Source organism: Kitasatospora sp. GP82 (assembly GCF_029892105.1).
In the GTDB taxonomy this organism is placed as follows: Bacteria; Actinomycetota; Actinomycetes; order Streptomycetales; family Streptomycetaceae; genus Kitasatospora.
The window spans coordinates 159,449-181,144 of record NZ_JARZAJ010000008.1; the positions used below are offsets into that span (position 1 = coordinate 159,449).

Sequence of the window (21,696 nt, forward strand, 5' to 3'; positions counted from 1 at the left end):
GACCGCGGTCGATCGACTGCAACGGGGGAGAGATGATTCACTTCGGCGTTCTCGGCGCCCTGGAACTGACGGCCGATGGGGCGGACTGCACGCCCCGGGGGCCCAAGGTCCGCAAGGTGCTGGCCCTACTGCTGCTCAATGCCAACCGGCTGGTGAGTGTCGACGCCCTCACCGAGGAGCTCTGGGACGGTGAGCCGCCGAATGCGGCGCTGTCCACCGTCCGTACGCACCTCTACCACCTGCGGCGGCTGCTCGCCGAGGCCGATCCGGCGGGGGCCGGACCGGCCGACGAGCTGATCGTCACCCGCCCGCCCGGCTATCTGCTCCGGCTCGGAGACAACCAGCTGGATCTCCAGCACTTCGGCCGGCTGGTCGCCCAGGGCAGGGCACTGATCGAGGAGCGCCGTCTGGCCGAAGCGCGTGCGCGGCTCGCCCAGGCGCTCGCGCTCTGGCGCGGCCGACCGCTCGCCGACGTACTGTCCGGCCAGCAGCTGGCCGGACATGTCTCCAGGCTCGCCGAACTCCACACCGAGGCCCTGGAGTTGCGTATCGACGTGGACCTCCGCCTCGGCCGGCACCGGGAGTTGGTCGCCGAACTCCGCGACCTGGTCGCCGCCCACCCGCTGAACGAGTGGTACCACGCCCGCCTGATCGACGCCCTTCACCGCTCCGGCCGACGTGCCGACGCGCTTGCGGCAGTGGACGAGCTCCGCCTGCTGCTCGACCGCGAACTCGGGCTCGAGCCCTCACCGGAGATCCGGCAGCTCCAGTACGAGATCCTCTCCAGTCATGAGCGCTGGGGCGGGCCGCCCCGGGGCGGCAGACTGCACCGGTGGACTGCAGTCGCGCAGCCGTCGCCGCGCAGGTTGGGAGCGGGTTCGTCCGGGGCAGGTCAGGGTAGGACCAGGGTTGCGATCTTGCCCGGAAGTGATGGATAGTGATTCTGGGTTTTGGTAATTGCCGCTATCCACATGATGGGGAGCGGAGGGGTGGAATGCGCTGATTACCCATCACGCCGTCCTCCTGAGCGCGCAAATACTACAGGGATACAGCAATACGACGGTATGCTACGGGGCTGTAGAAAACCGGTACGGCTGTTCTCGTCGCCAGGCCGTGTCAATTCGCTTCTCGGATCTCCCCCCGCGTCCGAGGAGCTGCGCGAAGAACCGGACTGTGCTGCCGAGGCAGCGAAGTCAGCGGTCAGTGCCGGGAATTGGTGTCTGGCCGACCAGTACTCAGGTGAACAACGGGGATATTCTGTGGAGCCTTGGGGGTGGTTCGACATGGGGTGTGACACAGGCACAGAAGTCGGTTCGGCCATGGCGTCCGTACTGGATGCGAGCGCACCGCACATTCTCACCCGCTTCCGGGACGAGCTGTTCCGGAACGGGAATCCGCTGGTGGCCGACGAGCAGGTCTGGCAGGAGACGGCGCAGCAGGCCCGGGAAGTCATCGCCGACTGCGAATTGAGCCTGGAGTCGGGCCGGGCCCGGGAGTGGGCGGGCGGCGCGCAGCCGACCGAGCTGGACCGCCGTCGCGCCACGGCCGGGATCTCCCCCCGGTACGCGGTCGCGGCGGGGTCCGTACTCTTCCGGCTCGTGCTGGAGCAGCTGGCCGCCGTCGCCGACGGCCGGCCCGGCGGCATCGACCAACTGGCCCTCGCCACCGGGTCCTTGCAGCAGAGCATCGCCACCCGACTGGAGACGGCGGTGGTCGGCCACGACCAGGTGCTGCTGGAACGGATCAACCGGGCCCAGGAGACCGCCCAGCGCTCGCTGGCCAGGGTCATCCACGACGAGCTGGGCAACACCGTCTCACTGGCGATGCGCCACCTGGAGCTGTTCGAGCATCTGCGTCCGGCCACCGACCGGTCGGCCGAGAGCCGGCCCGCGGACACCCAACTCGCCGCCGCCAAGGAATCGTTGGTCGAGTCCCTGCAGCGGATCCGGGACATCGTCACCTTTCTGCGGCGCGAGGAGCGGGCCGGCTCGCTGGAGCAGGCGCTCAAGCTCTTCCTCGCCTCGGCCGGGATCGCACGCCCCGAGTTCGAGCTGCACATCACCGGCGACGAGTCGTGGGCGCCGCAGCACGTTCTGGACGAGGTGTTCCTCGCCGTACGGGAGTGCCTGCGCAACGCCCTGGCGCATGCGCATGCGGAGTGGATCTGGGTGGACATCGCCATCACGGCGCACTCGATCGCCGTCAGCGTGGTGGACGACGGCGTCGGCTTCGACGTCCCCGCCGCGCTCAAGGCCGGTGCCAACGGGCTGACGTCCATCACCGAACGTATCGAGCTGCTCGGTGGGATGGCCGCCATCTGCGGCATCCCGCTGGTGGGGACCAGGGTCGCCATGTCGATTCCGCTGCCGGGGTGGGCCGATGCCGCCTAACCGGACGTCGCCGATCCGTATCCTGGCAGCCGACGACCACACGCTGCTGCGCACCGCGCTCTGCCAACTCCTCGATGCCGAGGAGGACATGCAGGTGGTGGCGCAGACCGGCAGCGGCGTGGCGCTGCCCGAGCTGGTGGCCGCGTACCGGCCGAACGTCGTCCTGCTCGACGTGGAGATGCCGGGCAGCCACCCGCAGACCATGGCCCGGACGCTGCTCAGCCGGTTCCCCGGGCTGCGTCTGATCATCCTCAGCATGTACGACGGGCAGCCGCTGGTACAGGAGTTGCTCGCCCTGGGGGTCCGGGGCTATCTGCACAAGAGCGTCTCGCGGGAGTCGCTGGTCTCCACCATCCGCACGGCGGCGGCCGACGAGCACCAGGTGACGGTCTCGGTCTCCCGCACCAGCTTCTCGCCGGCCGCCGAGCCCACCCCGCCCGTGGCCCGGCTCTCCTCGCGTGAGCTCGGCGTGCTGGAGCATGTGGCCGCCGCGCTGAGCAACCGTCAGATCGCCGTGCTGCTGGGCATCACCGAGGGCACGGTCAAGCGGCACCTGCGGAACATCTTCGAGAAGCTGGGTGCGGTCTCGCGGATCGACGCGGTCAACAAGGCGGTGGCTGCCGAGCTCATCAAGTCGCCGGTCGTGCCGCCCCAGCGCAGCCATGCGATGTCCGCGGGCGCGGGAATTCCCTGAGGGGCCGCATGGCCGACGTCGTGCCCAAGGCTGTTGGGAACGGCACTAGTTCCCGCCGGCCAGGCCGCGCTGGACGGGCTGTGCGGTGCCCTCGCGCAGGACCAGTGAGACCAGTTCATGCTGGGAGTCGGTCAGTTTGGGGTCGGCGCAGTAGACGGTGCGCCCGTCCACGGTGATCTCGTAGTGGAAGCCGTCCGGCACCCCGTAGGAGGGGGCGCGCAGGCCGCCGGCCACGGCCTCGCGGGCGAGAGCGTGGACATGCGGCGCGTCGGAGCGGTCGGCGGTGTCCAACCCTGCGCGCTGGGTTCGGCCCGCCAGGCCGCCGGTCCTGGTCACCTGGATACGCATGGCGCCAGTCTGCTACGCGCCGGTGGGATGTGCTGCATTTTGGCCGACTCGGTGCGGCCGCTGCCCGGCGGGATCGGCGGGGAGGGGTCAGGTGGTGCTGATGCCGACCTGGGACCAGGCGGCGGTCACGGTGTTGGCCACCGACTCGTCCTGGTAGCGGGCCTTGGCGGCGGCCACGGTGGCCTTGGCGAAGGCGGTGAAGTCGGCGTCGTGGGTGAGCCGGCCGCCGGTCAGGGTGTCGTACCAGATCTGCCCGGCCCGCTCCCAGGCGTTGCCGCCGAGCGCGGTGGCGAGCAGGTAGAAGGCGTGGTTGGGGATGCCGGAGTTGATGTGCACCCCGCCCTGGTCGTCGCTCGTGTCCACGTAGTCGTTCAGGTGGGCGGGCTGTGGGTCCTTGCCGAGCCGGGGGTCGTCGTAGGCCGTGCCGGGGGCCTTCATCGAGCGCAGTGCGACGCCCTGGACACCGTGGGCGAGCAGCCCGGCGCCGATCAACCAGTCCGCGGCGGCAGCGCTCTGGCCCAGGGCGTACTGCTTGACCAGCGAGCCGAAGACGTCCGAGACCGACTCGTTGAGGGCTCCGGGCTGGTCGTGGTAGTCGAGAGCGGCGGTGTACTGGGTGACGCCGTGGGTGAGTTCGTGGCCGATCACGTCCACGGAGGCGGTGAAGTCGGTGAAGATCACGTTGTCGCCGTCGCCGAACACCATCTGGGAGCCGTCCCAGAAGGCGTTGTCGTAGTGCTGTCCGTAGTGGATGGTGGCGTCCAGCGGCAGCCAGTTGCCGTCGATGGAGTTGCGGGAGTAGATGTTCTCGTAGAGCGCGAAGGTGGCGCCCAGGCCGTCGTACGCGCGGTTGACGGAACCGTCCCTGGCCGGCGGCCGGCCCTCCAGGCGGACCGGCTTGCCGGGGGCCTGCTGGAGGTGGTGGGCGTCTCTGATGGTGCGGGTCAGGTGGTGGGCCGGGGGAGTGGGCGCGATGGCCTGGAGCCGGGCGGCGCGGTGCGCGAGGTCCAGGGCCAGCGAGCGCTGGGCGGGTTCGTGGCCCTGCTCGGCGAGCTGGTCGAGGACGTAGGGCGGGATGATCGTGCAGTAGTGGGCTACCGGTCTCATGTCACCAAGGGTGAGGCATCGATGACTGGTTGTCACGGGGTTGTCGGGGATCGGTCCGTCTCAAGGGATGGAATCGTGGCCTGCTTCACTGCCCGCACGGGGTCGCCTGGGCTACATTGGGCAACATCATGCGTTACGGGCTGCTTCTTCTTAGCTGCCGCGGCGAGGGCCTGTAGTCCACGAAGGCCGGCTCCCTTGCCGCGGGGAGCTGTGTTGCGCCCGTTCTCCGATGCGGCGCAGTAGTCGGCCAGACCGGGTGTCGATCGCCCCGGCCAGCCCGCCACCGATTCGGGAAAGCTGAGACTCTCCTCCATGACTGAGCAGTCCGCCGTCGCTCGCGCGTTCAACGACCGCCCCACCCCGATCACCGCCGCCACGGTGCAGCAGAAGTCCTCCGGGATGCCGTTCCACCGCTATGTGCCGTTCGGCGCCGTCGACCTGCCGGACCGCACCTGGCCGAGCCGGGTCATCGACGCGGCTCCGCGCTGGCTGTCCACCGACCTGCGCGACGGCAACCAGGCGCTGATCGACCCGATGTCGCCGACCCGCAAGCGCAAGATGTTCGATCTGCTGGTGAAGCTGGGCTACAAGGAGATCGAGGTCGGCTTCCCCTCCTCCGGGGCCACCGACTTCGAGTTCGTCCGCTCGCTGATCAACGAGAACGCCATCCCCGAGGACGTCACCATCTCGGTGCTGACCCAGGCTCGCGAGGACCTGATCGAGCGCACCGTGGAGTCCCTGGTCGGTGCGCCCCGCGCGACCGTCCACCTGTACAACGCGACCTCGCCGCTGTTCCGCCGGGTGGTCTTCAAGGGCAGCAAGGACGACATCAAGGGCATTGCCGTGGACGGCACCCGCCTGGTGATGGAGTACGCCGAGAAGCTGCTGGGCGAGGGGATGGTCCTCGGTTACGAGTACTCGCCGGAGATCTTCATCGACACCGAGCTGGACTTCGCGCTGGAGGTCTGCGAGGCGGTGATGGACGTCTGGCAGCCCGGCGAGGGCCGCGAGATCATCCTCAACCTGCCGACCACGGTGGAGCGTTCCACTCCGAACGTCTACGCCGACAAGATCGAGTGGATGTCGCGGAACCTGTCCCGCCGCGAGTTCGTCTGCCTGTCCTCGCACCCGCACAACGACCGGGGCACCGGGGTCGCCTCGGCCGAGCTGGCCATCATGGCCGGTGCCGACCGGGTCGAGGGCTGCCTGTTCGGCCAGGGCGAGCGGACCGGCAATCTGGACCTGGTCAACGTCGGGATGAACCTGTTCTCGCAGGGTGTCGACCCGATGATCGACTTCTCCGACATCGACGAGATCCGCCGTACCTACGAGTACTGCAACCAGATGGTCGTACCGGAGCGCCACCCCTACGCCGGTGACCTGGTCTACACCTCCTTCTCCGGCTCGCACCAGGACGCCATCAAGAAGGGCTTCGACGCACTGGAGGCCGACGCCGCGGCCGCCGGTGTTCCGGTCGGCGAGTACACCTGGGGCGTCCCGTACCTGCCGATCGACCCGAAGGACGTCGGCCGCTCCTACGAGGCGGTCATCCGGGTCAACAGCCAGTCGGGCAAGGGCGGTATCGCCTACGTCCTGAAGAACGACCACAAGCTGGACCTGCCGCGCCGGATGCAGATCGAGTTCTCGAAGATCATCCAGGCCAAGACCGATGCCGAGGGCGGCGAGGTCACCCCGGGTGCGATCTGGGAGGTCTTCCAGGACGAGTATCTGCCGACCCCGGCCAACGCGTGGGGCCGCATCGCGCTGAGCGGTTCGCGCAGCCTGACCACCGAGGACGGCCGCGACGCGCTGTCGGCCGAGGCCGTGGTCGACGGACAGCCGGTCACCCTGGCCGGTACCGGCAACGGCCCGGTCTCCGCCTTCGTCAACGCCCTGGCCGGAATCGGCGTGGACGTACGGGTGCTGGACTACGCCGAGCACGCGCTGAGCGAGGGTGGCGACGCCCAGGCGGCCGCCTACGTCGAGTGCGCGGTGGACGGCAAGGTGCTGTGGGGCGTCGGCATCGACGGAAACACCGTGCTGGCCTCCCTGAAGGCGATGATCAGCGCCGTCAACCGGGCCCAGCGCGGCTAGTTCGTACGGGGGGCACCGGAAACGGTGGCCCCCCGTACGATGTGTTCCACGCCACATTTTTACCCGTTCGGGGTGCTGACACATCCTCGTAACCATGGCAGCATCTATCCACCGGAACCGGGGTCGGTGGGACGGCTCATGGCGTCCGGTCGCGTGACCTGCCCATTGATGCGCAGGCCGCCTGCCGTGTCTGGGGAGTGGCGCCGTGACAGGGTTGTGGGGTGTCCGCCCTCGTTGGCGGACGGACGTCCTCGGTGATTTCTTCTGCCCTGGCTGCGGTGGGGACCGCAACTACCGTCGGCAGCACGGTCGGCGGTGGCTGCGACTGCTCGGGACCCCGGTGCTTCCGCTCGGTCCCGTGATCGGCAGCGTGCAGTGCACCAGCTGCCACGGCCGGTACGGCGTCGAGACCCTGGAGCAGGTCACCTGCGTCCGCCTCGGCTCGATGCTCCGCGACGCCCAGTACACCGTCGCGCTCGCCGTGCTGGCCGCCGGTGGTACGACCGGCCGGGCCGCCCGCGAGGCCGCCTGTACGGCGATCCGCGAGGCCGGCTTCGAGGACTGCGGCGAGGCCCAGGTGCTGGCCGCTCTGGCCGCGCTCACCGGCCTCAGCGGCGAGGGACCGCTCGACCTCGACGGCCACGGCAGCGGCCTCACCATCGAACTGCACGCCGCACTGGAGCCGTTGGCTCCGCACCTCGCTCAGCAGGGCCGCGAGCGCCTGGTGCTCCAGGGTGCCTCGGTCGCGCTGGCGGACGGGCGCTACCTGCCGCAGGAACGCGCCGCGCTGGCGGCCGTCGGCCGCTGCCTCAAGCTCGGCGAGGGCCGGGTCGGCGAACTGCTGCGGGCCGCAGCGGGCGCACCGCACTAGGACAGCCCAGGACAGCCCAGGACAGCCCAGGACGGCGCAGGGCAGCCCCACGCCGGACCAGGGTGCGGGCTTGCGGCTGCCGTCGGGCGGTCGGGCCCACCGGCTCCGAAGCGGCTCCGAAGCTGCTCCCGAGTGCGGGAGAATGGTCGGATGGCCACACTGTTCGACTCCCGTACCGGGGTGCGTCGATGAGTCTCTTCCGCGACGACGGCGTGGTTCTGCGCACCCAGAAACTGGGCGAGGCCGACCGCATCATCACCCTGCTCACGCGCCAGCACGGCCGGGTACGCGCGGTGGCCCGAGGCGTCCGCAAGACCAAGTCCAAGTTCGGCGCCCGCCTGGAACCCTTCTCCCACGTCGATGTGCAGTTCTTCAGCCGGGGCGCCGACCTGATCGGCCGCACCCTCCCGCTCTGCACCCAGGTGGAGACGATCGCTCCGTACGGTGGTTCGATCGTCACCGACTACGGCCGCTACACCGCCGGTACGGCCATGCTGGAAACGGCTGAACGATTCGCCGAGAACGAGGGCGAGCCCGCCGTCCAGCAGTACCTGCTGCTGGTCGGCGGGCTGCGCACGCTGGCCGCCGGGCTGCACGAGTCGCACCTGGTGCTGGACGCCTTCCTGCTGAGGTCGCTCGCGGTCAACGGATACGGCGCGAGTTTCACCGACTGCGCCAAATGCGGTCTGCCGGGACCGAACCGCTTCTTCTCGCTCCAGGCGGGCGGAGTGCTCTGCGCGGACTGCCGAGTGCCTGGAAGTGCCGTACCCTCCCCTGAGACACTGGTACTGCTCGGCTCGCTGCTGTCAGGGGACTGGCAGACGGCGGACAACTGCGAGCCTCGGTACTGGCGGGAGGGCAGCGGGCTGGTGGCCGCCTATCTGCAGTGGCACCTGGAGCGGGGAATCCGCTCGATGAGATACGTGGAGAAGTGAGCAGCATGGCAGCGCGACGGCTCTTCGGCGGTAAGCAGCGCGAGTACGTTCCCCCGGCCCCGCACCCGAGCGGCGCCCGGCCCCCGAAGCTTCCCGGTGAGCTTGTCCCCAATCACGTCGCGATCGTGATGGACGGCAACGGCCGCTGGGCCAAGGAGCGCGGACTGCCGCGCACCGAGGGCCACAAGGTCGGCGAGTCGGTGGTCCTCGACGTGCTCAAGGGCGCGATCGAGCTCGGTGTGAAGAACGTGTCGCTGTACGCCTTCTCCACCGAGAACTGGAAGCGCTCCCCGGAGGAGGTGAAGTTCCTGATGAACTTCAACCGGGACGTCATCCGCCGCCGCCGCGACGAGCTGGACGCCATGGGCGTCCGGATCCGCTGGGCCGGGCGGATGCCCAAGCTCTGGAAGAGCGTGGTCCAGGAGCTCCAGGTCGCCCAGGAGCAGACCAAGCAGAACGACGCCGTCACCCTCTACATGTGTGTCAACTACGGTGGCCGGGCCGAGATCGCGGACGCCGCGGCGGCCATCGGCCGGGACGTGGCGGCCGGAAGGCTGGACCCGGCGAAGATCTCCGAGAAGACCATCGCCAAGTACCTCTACCACCCGGACATGCCGGACGTGGACCTGCTGCTGCGCCCCAGCGGTGAGCAGCGCACCTCCAACTTCCTGCTCTGGCAGAGCGCCTACGCCGAGTTCGTCTTCCAGGACGTGCTCTGGCCGGACTTCGACCGCCGGGACCTGTGGCGGGCCTGCGAGCAGTTCGCGATGCGCGACCGCCGCTTCGGCGGTGCCATCCCCAACGAGGTCGCCGCCGAGGTCCCTGCCCAGCGCTGACGCCGGTGGGACAGTCGTACGGACATGCGCAAGGGGCTCGGGAGCAGCTGCTCCCGAGCCCCTTGCGCATGCCTTGCCTACGGAGTGTTCAGCCCTTCCTGGCGGAGCACTCCCCGCACAGGCCGAAGATCTCCAGCGTGTGGGCGATATCGGTGTAACCGTGCTCGGCGGCCACCGTGTTGGCCCAGCGCTCGACCGCCGGCCCCTCGACCTCCACGGTGGCGCCGCACTCGCGGCAGACCAGGTGGTGGTGGTGCCCGCTGCTGCAACGCCGGTAGACCGCCTCGCCGTCGGCGGTGCGCAGCACGTCCACCTCACCGGCGTCGGCCAGCGACTGCAAGGTGCGGTACACCGTGGTCAGCCCGACCGAGTCGCCCCGGTGCTTGAGCATGTCGTGCAGCTCCTGCGCGCTGCGGAAGTCCTCGATCTCGTCCAGGGCCGCCGAGACGGCGGCTCGCTGCCGAGTGGATCGGGCGCGCGGCGACGGGCCTGCGGTGGTCACCGTGGGTCCTCCTGGGGGTGGGTTCATCTCGCACCTCATTGTGCCAGCCCCGTACTGGCGATCGGGTCGCTCTTCCGCGCTCCGTTCGCACTCGGTTCCCTGCCGGGCGTCCGCTCACTGCCTTCCTGCGTCTGGTCGCTGTGCTTGTGGCCGCTCCGTGCGTCCGCGCTCCGGCTGTGATCGCCCTGCTTGTGACCGCTCTGCTTGTGACTGCTCTGGGTGGGGAGTGCCACCTCGTGGACCTCGTGGACCTCGTGGACCTCGTGGACCTCGTGCTCGGCGGCGGCGCGGTGGCGGCGGCGGGCCAGAGGTGCGGCGATCGCGCTGAAGACGGCGAAGATGGCGATGGCGAGCAGCACGATGGCCGGTCCTGACGGCACGTCGGCCTGGTACGAACCGGCCACCCCGGCCACCGCGACGGTGATCCCCAGGGCGATCGCGGCTGCCTGGGTGGCGGCGAAGGACCGGGTGAGCTGCTGGGCCGCCGCGACCGGGACCACCATCAGTGCGCTCACCAGCAGCAGCCCGACCACGCGCATCGCCACGGTCACGGTGACGGCTGCGGTCACGGCGAGCAGCAGGTTGAGGACGCGTACCGGGATGCCGGTGACCCGGGCGAACTCCTCGTCCTGGCAGATCGCGAAGAGCTGGCGGCGCAGCCCGATGGTGATCGCGATCACCGCGATGCCGAGCACCGCGATGGTGGTCAGATCCGAGGGGGAGACGGTCAGGATGGAGCCCCAGAGGTAGCTCTCCAGACTGCCGCTGCCGGCCTGGGCGCTCATGCTGACCAGCAGCTTTCCGCAGGCCATACCGCCGTAGAAGAGCATCGCGAGTGCGATGTCGCCGCGCTGCTTGCCGCGGGAGCGGACCAGTTCCATCACGATCGCGCCGAGCACGCAGACCAGCACGGCCATCCAGATCGGGCTGGTCTGGAACAGGAAGCCGAGGCCGACACCGGTCAGTGCGACATGCCCGATGCCGTCACCCATCAGGGCCTGCCGCCGCTGCACCAGGTAGACGCCGACGGCGGGCGCGGTGATGCCGACCAGGACAGCGGCGATCAGTGCCCGCTGCATGAAGTCGTAGTTGAGCATCTCGATCATGCCAGCAGCCTCGGGGTCGTCAGGTGGTCGTCGTCCGCGTGCGGGTGACAGCCTTGGTGTGCCAGAGAATCGGGTTCGTGTCCGGGCGCGGCGTGCTGCCCTGCGCCCTTCGGGGGCGGGCCGTCGTGGGTGACGCGGCCGTCGCGGAGCACCACGGCCCGGTCGATCAGCGGCTCCAGCGGGCCCAGTTCGTGCAGGACGAGAAGGACGGCGGCGCCGCGCCCGACCTCGTGGCGCAGGGTGCCGGCGAGGATCTGCTGGCTCGCCATGTCCACCCCGGCCATCGGTTCGTCCATGATCAACAGGTCCGGGGTGCCGACCAGCGCACGGGCGATCAGCACCCGCTGGTGCTGGCCGCCGGAGAGGTTGGCCACTCCGTCCTCGGCGCGGTCCAGCATCCCGACGGCGTCCAGCGCCCGGTCGACGGCCTCCCGGTCCTTGCGGCGGAAGGGCAGCAGCCGGTGCTGCGGCAGCCGTCCGGTCGAGACCACCTCACGGACCGTCGCGGGCACTCCGCCTGCGGCGGTGGTGCGCTGCGGAACGTAGCCGATCCGGTGCCAGTCCTTGAACTTGGCGTACGGGCTGCCGAACAGCTCCAGCCCACCGCGCTCCAAGGGGACCGAACCGATCACCGTCTTGACGGTGGTGGACTTGCCCGAGCCGTTGGCACCGAGCAGTGCGACCACCTCGCCGGGCTGCACCGTGAGGTCGATGCCGCGCAGGACCGGGCGGCCTTCGATGGAGGCGACGGCGTCGCTGAGCCGGACGGCCGCAGGCGCGGTGTCCGCAGTGAGCGGATGCCGCGCCTGGCCGGAGCCCGTCTGCGCCGTGTCGGGTATGACAGAGCTCATGGGTGGGGTGTCCTCTTGGTGTCTCGTCCTCGGCCGATCACGTTCTCGCCCGGCTCGGCTGCCGGCCGGTCGGGCTCTCAACTGCTCGTGCCGAGCGCGGCCTGCAGATTGGTCAGGTTCTGACGCATGATCGAGAAGTAGTCGTTGCCGGACGGGTCCTTCACACCCTCGATCGGGTCGAGTACGGCGGTCTTCAGACCGAGGTCCTTGGCGACCGTCTTGGCCAGATCGGGGCTGACCAGTGCCTCGAAGAAGATCGTGGTGACGCCGTTGTCCTTGGCAGCCTTCTGGATCGCGGCGAGGCGGGCCGGGGTCGGCTCGGCCTCCGGGTCCACACCGTTGATGGCGATCTGGTTCAGGCCGTAGTGGTCGGCGAGGTAGCCGAAGGCGGCGTGGCTGGTGACGAAGGTCTTGCTCTTGGCGCCCTTGAGCCCGGTCTGGAAGTCCTTGTCCAGGGCGGACAGCTTGGTGACCAGCTCGTCGGTGTTCTTCTGGTAGTCGCCGGCGTGGTCCGGGTCGGCCTTGGCCAGCTCGGCGCCGACGCTCTTGGCGACGGCGGCGTAGCGGGTCGGGTCGAGCCAGATGTGCGGGTCGCCGGCGGCATCAGTGTGGTCGTGTCCGTCGTGGCTCGCGGTGCCCTCGTCCAGGTGGTGGTCGACCAGGGGCGAGGCGGCGGTGGCGTCCACGACGTGCTTGACGGGGCTCTGCTCGACGACCTTGTCCACGGAGGGCTGCAGGCCCTTGAGGTAGACCACGAGGTCCGCCTCCTGCACGGTCGCGACCTGCTTGGCCTTGAGTTCGAGATCGTGCGGCTCGACGCCTGCCGCGGTGAGATCGGTGACCTTCACATGGCTGCCGCCGATCTGCTCGGCGAGGAACTCCATGGGGTAGAACGACGCCACCACGCTCAGCTTGCCGTCGCTGCCCTTGCTGCCGGCGCTGCTCGAACCGCCGCAGGCGGAGAGGACGAGGGTGCCGACGACGGCGGTGGCAGTCAGGGCTATCGAGGTGGCCGGAAGGCGTCGCAGCATCATGACAACCATTGTCATCTTAACTGGAAATGATTGTCAACTCACCCGATTGGCGTATGAACCGCATGGGCGGCAAGATCAAATCGAAATACCGATTTGAACCCCCCGCCCACGGGCCCGGTAACCTGAGGTATTCGGGTGCGCGCAACCAGCCGCGCCTTGACCGTGCCGTCGAACCTGACGTCGTACTGAAGAGAGCACTGTGGCCGCCGACAAGATCGACACGATTGTCAGCCTGAGCAAGCGTCGTGGCTTCGTCTACCCCTGCAGCGAGATCTATGGCGGTACCCGTGCCGCCTGGGACTACGGACCACTGGGCGTCGAGCTCAAGGAGAACATCAAGCGCCAGTGGTGGCGCGCGATGGTCACCGCTCGGGAGGACGTCGTCGGTCTCGACTCGTCGGTGATCCTGGCCCGTGAGGTCTGGGAGGCCTCCGGCCACGTCGCCACCTTCAACGACCCGCTGACCGAGTGCCTCTCCTGCCACAAGCGGTTCCGCGCGGACCACCTGGAGGAGGCGTACGAGGCCAAGCACGGCAAGCTGCCGGCCAACGGCCTCGCCGACATCAACTGCCCGCACTGCGGCACCAAGGGCGCCTTCACGGAGCCCAAGGAGTTCTCGGGCATGCTGAAGACGCACCTCGGCGTCACCGAGGACGCGGGTGGCCTGGCCTACCTGCGCCCGGAGACCGCGCAGGGCATCTTCACCAACTTCAAGGCTGTGCAGACCACTTCGCGCAAGAAGCCGCCGTTCGGTATCGCCCAGGTCGGCAAGAGCTTCCGCAACGAGATCACCCCCGGCAACTTCATCTTCCGCACCCGTGAGTTCGAGCAGATGGAGATGGAGTTCTTCGTCAAGCCGGGCGAGGACGAGAAGTGGCACGAGTACTGGCTCGAGCAGCGCTGGAACTGGTACGTGGACATGGGTCTGCGGACCGAGAACATGCGCTTCTTCGAGCACCCGAAGGAGAAGCTCTCCCACTACGCCAAGCGCACGGTGGACATCGAGTACCGCTTCAACTTCGGTGGCACCGAGTTCTCCGAGCTTGAGGGCATCGCCAACCGCACCGACTACGACCTCGCGGTGCACAGCGAGGCGTCCGGTCAGGACCTGAAGTACTTCGACCAGGAGTCCGGCGAGCGGTACTTCCCGTACGTCATCGAGCCCGCAGCCGGTCTGAACCGCGCCATGCTGGCCTTCCTGCTGGACGCGTACTTCGAGGACGAGGCTCCCAACGCCAAGGGCGTCATGGAGAAGCGTGTCGGCATGCGGCTCGACCCGCGCCTCGCGCCGGTCAAGGTCGCCGTCCTCCCGCTGTCGCGCAACGCCGACCTGTCGCCGAAGGCGCGCGGTCTGGCCGCCGACCTGCGGACGGCCTGGAACGTCGAGTTCGACGACGCCGGCGCCATCGGCAAGCGCTACCGCCGCCAGGACGAGATCGGCACGCCGTTCTGCGTCACGGTCGACTTCGACACGCTTGAGGACAACGCGGTCACCATCCGTGAGCGTGACACCATGGCGCAGGAGCGAGTCTCCCTCGACCAGGTGAAGTCCTACCTGGCCGCCCGCCTGATCGGCTGCTGATCTCGGCGTCCGACAGTCCCTCTTCTTGACCACAAGCCCCCGCGCGGCTCGCTCCGCGTGGGGGCTTGTGGTTTGTGCGGGGGGCGTGGGGGAGGGTGCTGCTGTCTGCTGTCTGCTGTCTGCTGTCTGCTGTCTGCTGTCGGGGGGCCGGTGCGCCGGGGCGTCAGCCCGCCAGGCGGGCGCGGGCCTCCATCAAGGCGAAGCCCAGCAGGTTGAGGCCGCGCCACTCGGCGGGCTTGGTCGCCTTCTCGTTGTCGGCTGCCAGGCCGATGCCCCAGAGCCGATCCAGCGGGCTGGCTTCCACCAGTACTCGCTGGGCAGTGCCGAGCAGATACTCCCGCAGGGCCTCGTCCTGACCGAACTTGGCCACATTGCCCTGAATCACCAGCTCGAATCGCTCGGCGGCCCAGCGCTCCTCGTTGAAGCCCTTGATCAGCCGCCCGAGCTTCTTCGCCTCGGCGGGTGTGCGTGCGGACAGAATCCGGGGGATCATCTGCTCCTCCCCGAAGAGCCGGGCCTTTCCTGCCATCATCCAGTGCTCGGCCGTCGCGTACGTCACCCCGTCCACGGTGAACTCGGCGGGCCACCACTGACTGAGCGAGCTCGACCCCGCCCGGCCATCTCGCTGTGGCTGGTGCCCCCAGAAGAGCAGGTACTTGGGCTGGGCGCCCGCTGCCACGAGAGCGGCGAGCTCCTCGTGGGAGCGGGTGTCGGCCGGGGTTCGGGGCTGAGTCGTCATATCGTCATCCTGACATAAAGTGCTGACGGCAACCGCTGGATTTAACCGGCCGACGGATGGCGGCCCGGCCTTGGGCGGGCGTGCGGCGATGCCGACCTAGGCGGCCGTGGCAGTCGTGGTGGTAGATGCAGCCGTGGTGGTAGATGCAGTCATGGTGGCGGATGCGGCAGAGGCGGTGAATGCAGCCGTGGCGGGGGCCGATCAAGTGGGGCCGAGCAGCCCTGCCTCAGGCGACCGAGCGGGGCAGCCGGATGCTCAGGAAGAAGATGACGGCGGAGCCGGTCAGTTGAAGGCTCAGCACCAGCGCAAGTGCGTGGCCGATGCCGATTGTGGGTGAGAGAGCGAGGAAGAGCGTCCCCAGGGTGGCGACCCCCAACGCGAGGCTGGACTGCTGGGTCGTCGCCAGCACGCCGCTGCCGACGCCCGCCCGCTCGATCGGGACCTTGGACAGCACGACCCGGAACAGCGGCGTCCCGATCAGGCCCTGGCCGATGCCCGCCAGCGCCACACCGGGCAGCATCCGCCACGGTGAGAAGTCTGCCCAGTCCGCCAGCACCGTGACGACCAGGGTGGCGAGCCCGAGGCCCTGGACGACCGCCCCGGCGGTGATCACTCGGCTGCCGAACCGGCCGATCAGACGCGGCCCGCTCAGCGAGGCGAAGAAGTACCCGACGGCCATCGGGACCAGCGCCCAGCCTGCTGCGACCGGCCCGAGCTGCAGGCCCTGTTGCAGCATCACGGCCACGACGAACATGAATCCGCCGAAACCCGTGAAGTACGGCACCGCGACGCCAAGACCCCGACGCATCTCGGGTATCCGCATCAGTGACAGCGGTACGAGCGGTACCTGGCCCGCTCGCTCCGCCCGCCGCTCCACATAGAGGAACGCGGTGGCCAGAAACGGGAAGGCGCCGAGCAGCACCCAGGACCAGACCGGCCAGCCTGCCGCACGCCCCTCCATCAGCGGGAGGAAGAGTGAGAGCAGTGCCGCCGTCAGCAACACGGTGCCGGGCAGATCGACACCGGCCGCGTGTGACGAGCGGCTCTCCGGCACGTACGGGAACGCGAGGAGGGCGGTGAGCAGTGCGAAAGGCACGTTGAGCAGGAAGACGGCCCGCCAACTGGTGCCGAAGAGGTCGGCGGAGACCAGCATTCCGCCCAGCACCTGGCCGATGACCACGGAGATGCCGCCGACGGCTCCGTAGATGCTCAGGGCCCGGGCACGTTGCGGGCCGCTGCTGGCGGCGGTGATCGTGGCCAGCACCTGCGGCAGCAGCAACGCGGCCGAGGCGCCCTGCGCTACTCGGGCGGCGACCAGCGTCCAGGCGGTCGGGGCGAGGCCGCAGAGCAGCGAGGTGACGGCAAAAGCAGCCGCGCCGACGATGAAGAGCCGACGGCGGCCGAAGGTGTCGCCCAGCCGACCGCCGAGCACCAGCAGTACGGCGAAGGCGATGCCGTACCCGGCGGCGACGAGCTCCAGGACGGCGGGCCCGGCGGCCAGATCGTGGTCGATAGTGGGCAGTGCGACGTTGACGATGAAGAAGTCGAGCATCGGCAGGAAGGCGCCGAGCAGCACGGTGACGAGACCTGCCAGCCCGAGGGTGGGGGAGGCGGGCTGTGCTGGGGAAGCGGCCTGTGCCGAGGCAGCGGTCTGTGGGGCCGATGAAGTCGTCCGCGGGGTCGCGAGTTGCTGGGTCACGACTACTACGATCGGGCCTGGCCCACCCTGGTACCAGACATCGTTTATCCAGGTATAAGAAGTACCTGGCAACAGGATCCGATTTCGCGCATCCTTGGCCTTATGACGCCCACCACCGCGCCCGTTGACAGCCGCCGCCATGAGCTCGCGACCTTCCTGCGCAGCCGTCGCGAGCGGATCTCGCCGGAGCAGGTCGGTCTGCCCCCGACCGGACGCCGTCGGACCCCGGGGTTGCGCCGTGAGGAAGTCGCCCACCTCGCTGCTGTCGGGGTCACCTGGTACACGTGGCTTGAGCAGGGGAGGGACATCCAGGTCTCTGCCCAGGTGCTGGACTCGGTGGCCCGGACACTGCAGCTCGACCGGAACGAGCGGGCCCACCTCTTCGTCCTGGCAGGCTCGGAGGATCCGACCCCGATACAGGACTGCCCCACCATTACGCCGTCCGTCCGGCTGGTACTGGAGCAGCTCGCCCCGATGCCCGCCGTCGTGCTCAACAGCCGATACGACATCCTTGCGTACAACCGCGCGTACACCTGGATCGCCGGTGATCTCGACTCGATGCCGTTCGAGGACCGGAACGTGCTGTGGCTGGTCTTCGCCGACTCCCGTTTCGCCTCGGTGCTGGTAGATATCCAGGCGGCCCGAGAGTCGGTGGTGGCCCGATTCCGCGCCGCGATGGCTGAGCACTCCTCGGAACCCGCCTGGAAGAACCTTCTCCAGCGACTGCGCAGGACCTTCCCCGACTTCGAGGCGGTCTGGGACCGACACGAGGTGGACGGCCCCGGCAACGGCCTCAAGCGCTTCCTGCTCCCCGAGGTCGGTCTGCTCCGCTTCGAGTACACGAACCTGTGGCTGGGCCCTCGACCGCGCACTCGGCTCGTGGCCTACACCCCGCAGGACGAGGAGAGCCGAGCTCGCCTGGAGCGCCTCGCGGTGATGGAGTGAGTGCGCGCCCGAGAGACTGGACGCCGGACTCGCAAGCTGCACCCGGCGTACCCGGGCGCCGGGCGTCACCCCGCTACCACCGACTGCCCGGCCAACTGGCGGCGTGCCCTTGGCTGTTGCGTCGCCGATCGCTCGGCTTAGTGGTGCGCCGCTGACTGGTGCACCGGGGGCCGACCGGTCGAAGGCCAGCTGGGCGCGGGGCCCGGCGACGCGGCAAAGCAGAGCCGCCCATGGCAGCAGCACCGCACCGCAGGTGATCAGCAGCCAGTGCAGGCTCATGACGCCCGACCAGCCCGAAGCCGGATCGACGGCACGTCGCTGCGATGGACTTGCGCCCGTACCGAGGTGCAGGGCGGCCCGTCGGACCAGGCCAGCCAGAACGCTTCGGCGAGTGGAACCACGTACACCGGTCGATGGCTTCGACTCAGCAGGCCACTGGTGAAGGCCACTTCGGGCAGCGAGCCGTCAGCCGGCAGTCGCCCCCAGGCGAAGCCCGTCGGACCGCCTTCGCCGGCACTGCGTCGAGCCCCGCGCAGGATCTGATCGGCGCCGAGGACGGTGGCGACCATCACGTCCAGCAACTCTCCGTGCTCGTAGACCTCGAGTGAGGCACGCCCCCGATTGGCAGGGCCTGTCCTGACCGACCATGGACCCACATGTGCGACGTCTCCCGCTGCTTCAGCGGCCACGCCGCCGTGCCATTCGGCGACCGGCTCGGCCGACCCTGGCACGGCTCCCGGGAGTACCTGCCGCGGCTGTTGCATCCTGTCCCTCCAGGGCCGTTCCGCGGAGCTCGCGAACTCTGCCTCGGGGCTCCGGAGCTTTGTCTCGGGGCTGTCGAACTCCGCTTCGGTGAGCTCGAGATGCACTTCCTCGGCGCCGGACTCCGTGCCGCAGTCGGCCGGATCTCCTGCTGCCGCCAGGCGGCCTGTTCCTGTCATGGCGTCAAGGTTCGTGGTGAACTGACAGCCTGTCGGTAGCGCACGCATCCGTCTTCGGGGTGTACCTAGCTGCAGCATCAATTCGGATGCCTCCTTCATGGATTGGCTCGTTCGGGCGGCCATAGGCTGTGCGGCATGATCTCCGCCTTCCGCCGCGTGCCTGCCTGGGGCGCCGAGCACGTTCCGTGGTCGGCGGCCACCCGGCGGGATGCGGTATTCATCGCGGCCGGGGTGCCGCTGGGTCTTCCGCTTGTCCTCGCTCTGATCACGCCGAAGTTGGGCGTGCTGTTCCCACTGGCCGTTCTCTGCCTCGATCTGCTGACCATCACCCAGCGCAGTCGCTTTCGGGAGTTGCGCGGTCTGGAGATCCCGGGCCGGGCGGCACCTGATGCCCGTTGGCTGGTGCGCCTGCGTTCCGGACTCACCTGGCGTCAGGCCGCGTACCACCTGCTGGCCGCACCAGCACTCGCCGTCGGTTCCCTGCTGGTGCTGTCCGCCTGGGGCGTCGGCCTGGTGATGGCCACGGTCTACGCCTGGGCGTCCCTGATGCCGAGGGGCAGTTCACTCCGTTCCGGTATCGGCTGGTCGGTGACCGATGCCGGGGTCAGCGCGGTCGGTCTCGTCCTGCTGCTGGCCTTGCCCTGGTTGGTGTCCTGGCTGGCCAGACTGGACGAGCGGGCGGCCCGTTCCCTGCTCGGGCCCAACCGGGCGGAGGTGCTGGAGCGCCGTGTCGAGGATCTCGCCGAGAGCAGGGCCGGCGTGGTCGACGCCGCCGATGCCGAACGCCGCCGGATAGAGCGGGACTTGCACGATGGCGCGCAGCAGCGTCTGGTCTCGCTGGCCATGAATCTCGGCCTCGCCCGGCGCACCCTCAAGGGCATACCACCCGAGGCCATGCAAGTGATCGTCGAAGCGCACCAGGAAGCCCAGGCCGCCATAGCCGAGCTGCGCGACCTGGTCCGTGGCCTCCACCCCGTGGTCCTGGAGGACCGGGGTCTGGACGCTGCACTCTCCGGTATCGCCGCCAGGGCCCCCGTCCCGGTCCGCCTGACGGTAGACCTTCCCAACCGTATCGACCCGACCGTTGAAGCCGTTGCCTACTTCACTGTCTCGGAGGCCCTGGCCAATGTCGCCAAGCATGCCCGAGCCTCCCGAGTCGATCTGTCGGTATGTCAGCAGTCCGGCCGCCTGCGCATCGTGATCACCGACGACGGAGTCGGAGGAGCGGATCCGAGCAGGGGCACGGGGCTCATCGGGTTGCGAAAGCGTGCCGCTTCGGTGGACGGAACCCTGGCCATCACCAGCCCCGTTGGGGGCCCGACCAATATCACCGTGGAGTTGCCATGCGAGCTGTGATCGCCGAGGACTCGGTCCTGCTGCGCGTGGGCCTGGTCAAGGTCCTGGAGGCAGTCGGGTACGAGGTCGCAGCGGCAGTCGGTGATGCCGAGGCCCTGCTCGCGGCTGTCGAGGAGCATGCGCCGGATGTCGTCGTCGCCGACGTCCGGATGCCGCCCGGCTTCACCGACGAGGGCGTCCGGGCTGCCCTGATGATCCGCCGCCAATGGCCGGAGACAGCGGTGTTGCTGCTCTCCCAGTACGTGGAGGAGCGCTACGCCGCAGACCTGCTCACCGGAAACACCAACGGTGTCGGGTATCTGCTCAAGCAACGGGTCGCCAACGTGGACGACTTCGTGGAGGCGCTCCAACGCGTGGCCGAGGGCGGTACCGCGCTGGATCCGGAGGTGGTGGCCCAGCTGCTGCTGCGACGCCATCGCGATCCGCTGGAGCGTCTGACCCCTCGGGAACGGGACGTCCTCGCGCTGATGGCCGAGGGCCGATCCAACACGGCGATCGCCGAGTCACTGGTAGTCAGTGACAGTGCCGTCGCCAAGCACATCAACAGCATCTTCACGAAGCTGGACCTGCCGCCGGCCGATGCATCGCACCGCCGGGTGCTGGCCGTGCTCCGCTTCCTGGAGGTGGGGTAGCCGTGCAGGACGGGGGCCAGGCGGAGGGCGGAGCGGCGCGGACGGGGAGCGGGAGCAGCGCCAGGAGGTGGCGGCTGCTCGGTGTCGTGGTGCTGGTAGTCGCGCTGCTGGCCGGTGCCTCGGCAGCCTGGTCCCAATTGGCGCACCAGGGCCACTCCGAGCACCACACCTTCTGGCAGTCGATCAAGACTGTGGAAGTGGATTCCGGCAGCGCACAGGTGCTGATCGAGGCAGGCGCACCCGACCGGGTCACGGTGAAGGAGAGCCTGGACTGGTCGCTGCGCCGGCCGTCCGTCACGGCCGAGGCGGACGGGAACACACTCCGGGTCTCCGTCTCCTGCAGAGGGCCGATCGCGGTGATCGGGTGCGGTGCGGCACTCGACATCCAGGTTCCTGCGGCGACCGAGATCCGCACGCAGAGCAGTTCCGGCAGCACTCTCATACGCGGGATCTCCGGGGAGATCCGGTCGAGGACTTCCTCCGGCCTGCTGCAGCTGGAGTACGTGAGCGGCCAGGTCTGGGCCAAGGCTTCCTCGGGGCAGATCATCGCCAAGGAGCTGGGATCCTCGGTGGTTCAGGCTGCGGCCAGCTCCGGCGAGGTGTCCCTGGCGTTCGCCCGGCCGCCGACATCGGTGACGGCGACCACGACCTCCGGTCCGGTGTCGATAGCAGTCCCGGTGGAGAGCACGCGTTACCAGGTGTCCGGGCACAGGCTCTCCGGCTCCTGGAGTGTCGACCCTGATGTGAGCGACAGCAGCTCCGGTCGCACCATCGACATCACAACCATGTCCGGTGCGGTGGCAGTGACCTCTACCCCGGCGGGTGCAGGCTCCGGCCCCGCCCCGACCACTCCATCCGCCCCCACTACTTCGGTCTCCACCGCCTTGCCGGTCCCGCCCACCCCCGGTGCGCTCACCCCCTCGTCCCCGGCTCATTCCTCGTCCCAGGAGCAGTCCTCGGCTCCGGGCCGGCTCCGGCCGCCAGGCTGACCGAAGCCCGAGGGGAGCTCAGCCCGAACGCAGCCCACGCAGCCC

Annotated in this window: 21 protein-coding genes; 12 read left to right on the forward strand and 9 right to left on the reverse strand. The window is 69.1% G+C overall.

Going from position 1 to position 21,696, the window contains the following annotated elements:
* The first annotated feature begins 32 nt into the window (after positions 1 to 32).
* From P3T39_RS10910 to P3T39_RS10920, 3 genes are all read left to right on the forward strand, one after another.
* Positions 33 to 938: an AfsR/SARP family transcriptional regulator gene (locus P3T39_RS10910; protein WP_280697255.1), complete on the forward strand. Its 906-nt coding sequence runs from the start codon at positions 33 to 35 to the stop codon at positions 936 to 938.
* 381 nt (positions 939 to 1,319) lie between these two features.
* Complete coding sequence (locus P3T39_RS10915) at positions 1,320 to 2,390, forward strand: histidine kinase (RefSeq protein WP_280697256.1); 1,071 nt, start codon at positions 1,320 to 1,322, stop codon at positions 2,388 to 2,390.
* A complete protein-coding gene (locus P3T39_RS10920) occupies positions 2,380 to 3,084 on the forward strand; it encodes a response regulator transcription factor (RefSeq protein ID WP_280697257.1) in 705 nt (234 codons plus the stop codon). The genes P3T39_RS10915 and P3T39_RS10920 overlap by 11 nt, the downstream gene beginning before the upstream one ends.
* Positions 3,085 to 3,129: 45 nt before the next feature.
* Here the strand turns inward: P3T39_RS10920 and P3T39_RS10925 are convergent, their stop codons facing one another.
* Together P3T39_RS10925 and P3T39_RS10930 are read right to left on the reverse strand one after the other, a co-directional pair.
* On the reverse strand, positions 3,130 to 3,432 hold the full coding sequence (locus P3T39_RS10925; protein WP_280697258.1) for a protealysin inhibitor emfourin: 303 nt from the start codon (positions 3,430 to 3,432) through the stop codon (positions 3,130 to 3,132).
* A gap of 87 nt (positions 3,433 to 3,519) precedes the next feature.
* On the reverse strand, positions 3,520 to 4,539 hold the full coding sequence (locus tag P3T39_RS10930) for a M4 family metallopeptidase (RefSeq protein WP_280697259.1): 1,020 nt from the start codon (positions 4,537 to 4,539) through the stop codon (positions 3,520 to 3,522).
* A 312-nt stretch (positions 4,540 to 4,851) separates the two neighbouring features.
* Here P3T39_RS10930 and leuA point away from each other — a divergent pair, with 312 nt between their 5' ends.
* The 4 genes from leuA to P3T39_RS10950 all read left to right on the forward strand — a co-directional run bounded on the left by leuA (position 4,852) and on the right by P3T39_RS10950 (position 9,275).
* Complete coding sequence (gene leuA, locus P3T39_RS10935; RefSeq protein ID WP_280697260.1) at positions 4,852 to 6,633, forward strand: 2-isopropylmalate synthase; 1,782 nt, start codon at positions 4,852 to 4,854, stop codon at positions 6,631 to 6,633.
* A 358-nt stretch (positions 6,634 to 6,991) separates the two neighbouring features.
* Positions 6,992 to 7,504 carry a TerB family tellurite resistance protein gene (locus P3T39_RS10940; RefSeq protein ID WP_348534326.1) on the forward strand — a complete coding sequence of 171 codons (513 nt, stop codon included), beginning with the start codon at positions 6,992 to 6,994 and terminating at the stop codon, positions 7,502 to 7,504.
* Positions 7,505 to 7,692: 188 nt separating this feature from the next.
* On the forward strand, positions 7,693 to 8,439 hold the full coding sequence (gene recO / locus P3T39_RS10945; RefSeq protein ID WP_280697262.1) for a DNA repair protein RecO: 747 nt from the start codon (positions 7,693 to 7,695) through the stop codon (positions 8,437 to 8,439).
* Positions 8,440 to 8,444: 5 nt separating this feature from the next.
* A complete protein-coding gene (locus tag P3T39_RS10950) occupies positions 8,445 to 9,275 on the forward strand; it encodes an isoprenyl transferase (RefSeq protein WP_280697263.1) in 831 nt (276 codons plus the stop codon).
* Between the two features lie 88 nt (positions 9,276 to 9,363).
* On the opposite strand, the gene P3T39_RS10955 is transcribed toward P3T39_RS10950, so the two are convergent.
* The 4 genes from P3T39_RS10955 to P3T39_RS10970 form a co-directional block, all read right to left on the reverse strand.
* Positions 9,364 to 9,777, reverse strand: a complete 414-nt coding sequence (locus P3T39_RS10955; RefSeq protein ID WP_280697264.1) for a Fur family transcriptional regulator — start codon at positions 9,775 to 9,777, stop codon at positions 9,364 to 9,366.
* 35 nt (positions 9,778 to 9,812) lie between these two features.
* A complete protein-coding gene (locus P3T39_RS10960) occupies positions 9,813 to 10,880 on the reverse strand; it encodes a metal ABC transporter permease (RefSeq protein WP_280697329.1) in 1,068 nt (355 codons plus the stop codon).
* Entirely contained in the window at positions 10,880 to 11,734 is an 855-nt protein-coding gene (locus P3T39_RS10965) for an ATP-binding cassette domain-containing protein (protein ID WP_280697265.1), read from the reverse strand. Before P3T39_RS10965 ends, P3T39_RS10960 begins: the two co-directional genes overlap by 1 nt.
* Before the next feature lie 77 nt (positions 11,735 to 11,811).
* Positions 11,812 to 12,768 carry a metal ABC transporter substrate-binding protein gene (locus P3T39_RS10970; protein WP_280697266.1) on the reverse strand — a complete coding sequence of 319 codons (957 nt, stop codon included), beginning with the start codon at positions 12,766 to 12,768 and terminating at the stop codon, positions 11,812 to 11,814.
* Positions 12,769 to 12,967: 199 nt separating this feature from the next.
* On the opposite strand from P3T39_RS10970, the gene P3T39_RS10975 reads away from it, so the two are divergent.
* Positions 12,968 to 14,350 (forward strand): glycine--tRNA ligase, encoded by a 1,383-nt coding sequence (locus tag P3T39_RS10975; protein WP_280697267.1) that lies wholly within the window; start codon positions 12,968 to 12,970, stop codon positions 14,348 to 14,350.
* A 163-nt stretch (positions 14,351 to 14,513) separates the two neighbouring features.
* Here the strand turns inward: P3T39_RS10975 and P3T39_RS10980 are convergent, their stop codons facing one another.
* Together P3T39_RS10980 and P3T39_RS10985 are read right to left on the reverse strand one after the other, a co-directional pair.
* Positions 14,514 to 15,089 carry an NADAR family protein gene (locus P3T39_RS10980; RefSeq protein WP_280697268.1) on the reverse strand — a complete coding sequence of 192 codons (576 nt, stop codon included), beginning with the start codon at positions 15,087 to 15,089 and terminating at the stop codon, positions 14,514 to 14,516.
* Positions 15,090 to 15,315: 226 nt separating this feature from the next.
* Positions 15,316 to 16,683: an MFS transporter gene (locus P3T39_RS10985; protein WP_280697330.1), complete on the reverse strand. Its 1,368-nt coding sequence runs from the start codon at positions 16,681 to 16,683 to the stop codon at positions 15,316 to 15,318.
* A 207-nt stretch (positions 16,684 to 16,890) separates the two neighbouring features.
* On the opposite strand from P3T39_RS10985, the gene P3T39_RS10990 reads away from it, so the two are divergent.
* A complete protein-coding gene (locus P3T39_RS10990; protein WP_280697269.1) occupies positions 16,891 to 17,733 on the forward strand; it encodes a helix-turn-helix transcriptional regulator in 843 nt (280 codons plus the stop codon).
* A gap of 275 nt (positions 17,734 to 18,008) precedes the next feature.
* On the opposite strand, the gene P3T39_RS10995 is transcribed toward P3T39_RS10990, so the two are convergent.
* Positions 18,009 to 18,314, reverse strand: a complete 306-nt coding sequence (locus tag P3T39_RS10995) for a hypothetical protein (protein ID WP_280697270.1) — start codon at positions 18,312 to 18,314, stop codon at positions 18,009 to 18,011.
* 495 nt (positions 18,315 to 18,809) lie between these two features.
* Here P3T39_RS10995 and P3T39_RS11000 point away from each other — a divergent pair, with 495 nt between their 5' ends.
* Genes P3T39_RS11000 through P3T39_RS11010 form a run of 3 tightly spaced genes read left to right on the forward strand, consistent with a single transcriptional unit; the run spans position 18,810 to position 21,651 of the window.
* Complete coding sequence (locus P3T39_RS11000) at positions 18,810 to 20,030, forward strand: sensor histidine kinase (RefSeq protein ID WP_280697271.1); 1,221 nt, start codon at positions 18,810 to 18,812, stop codon at positions 20,028 to 20,030.
* Entirely contained in the window at positions 20,018 to 20,662 is a 645-nt protein-coding gene (locus P3T39_RS11005) for a response regulator transcription factor (RefSeq protein ID WP_280697272.1), read from the forward strand. The genes P3T39_RS11000 and P3T39_RS11005 overlap by 13 nt, the downstream gene beginning before the upstream one ends.
* A 2-nt stretch (positions 20,663 to 20,664) precedes the next feature.
* Positions 20,665 to 21,651, forward strand: a complete 987-nt coding sequence (locus P3T39_RS11010) for a DUF4097 family beta strand repeat-containing protein (RefSeq protein ID WP_280697273.1) — start codon at positions 20,665 to 20,667, stop codon at positions 21,649 to 21,651.
* The last annotated feature ends 45 nt before the right edge of the window (positions 21,652 to 21,696 follow it).

Bases quoted from the DNA above. Each gene is read 5' to 3' on its own strand.
- P3T39_RS10930 (WP_280697259.1), bottom strand. From the start codon at position 4,539: ATGAGACCGGTAGCCCACTACTGCACGATCATCCCGCCCTACGTCCTC.
- leuA (WP_280697260.1), top strand. From the start codon at position 4,852: ATGACTGAGCAGTCCGCCGTCGCTCGCGCGTTCAACGACCGCCCCACC.
- P3T39_RS10910 (WP_280697255.1), top strand. From the start codon at position 33: ATGATTCACTTCGGCGTTCTCGGCGCCCTGGAACTGACGGCCGATGGG.
- P3T39_RS10990 (WP_280697269.1), top strand. From the start codon at position 16,891: ATGACGCCCACCACCGCGCCCGTTGACAGCCGCCGCCATGAGCTCGCG.
- P3T39_RS10970 (WP_280697266.1), bottom strand. From the start codon at position 12,768: ATGATGCTGCGACGCCTTCCGGCCACCTCGATAGCCCTGACTGCCACC.
- P3T39_RS10950 (WP_280697263.1), top strand. From the start codon at position 8,445: ATGGCAGCGCGACGGCTCTTCGGCGGTAAGCAGCGCGAGTACGTTCCC.
- P3T39_RS10965 (WP_280697265.1), bottom strand. From the start codon at position 11,734: ATGAGCTCTGTCATACCCGACACGGCGCAGACGGGCTCCGGCCAGGCG.
- P3T39_RS11005 (WP_280697272.1), top strand. From the start codon at position 20,018: ATGCGAGCTGTGATCGCCGAGGACTCGGTCCTGCTGCGCGTGGGCCTG.
- P3T39_RS10980 (WP_280697268.1), bottom strand. From the start codon at position 15,089: ATGACGACTCAGCCCCGAACCCCGGCCGACACCCGCTCCCACGAGGAG.
- recO (WP_280697262.1), top strand. From the start codon at position 7,693: ATGAGTCTCTTCCGCGACGACGGCGTGGTTCTGCGCACCCAGAAACTG.
- P3T39_RS10925 (WP_280697258.1), bottom strand. From the start codon at position 3,432: ATGCGTATCCAGGTGACCAGGACCGGCGGCCTGGCGGGCCGAACCCAG.
- P3T39_RS10920 (WP_280697257.1), top strand. From the start codon at position 2,380: ATGCCGCCTAACCGGACGTCGCCGATCCGTATCCTGGCAGCCGACGAC.
- P3T39_RS11000 (WP_280697271.1), top strand. From the start codon at position 18,810: ATGATCTCCGCCTTCCGCCGCGTGCCTGCCTGGGGCGCCGAGCACGTT.
- P3T39_RS10915 (WP_280697256.1), top strand. From the start codon at position 1,320: ATGGCGTCCGTACTGGATGCGAGCGCACCGCACATTCTCACCCGCTTC.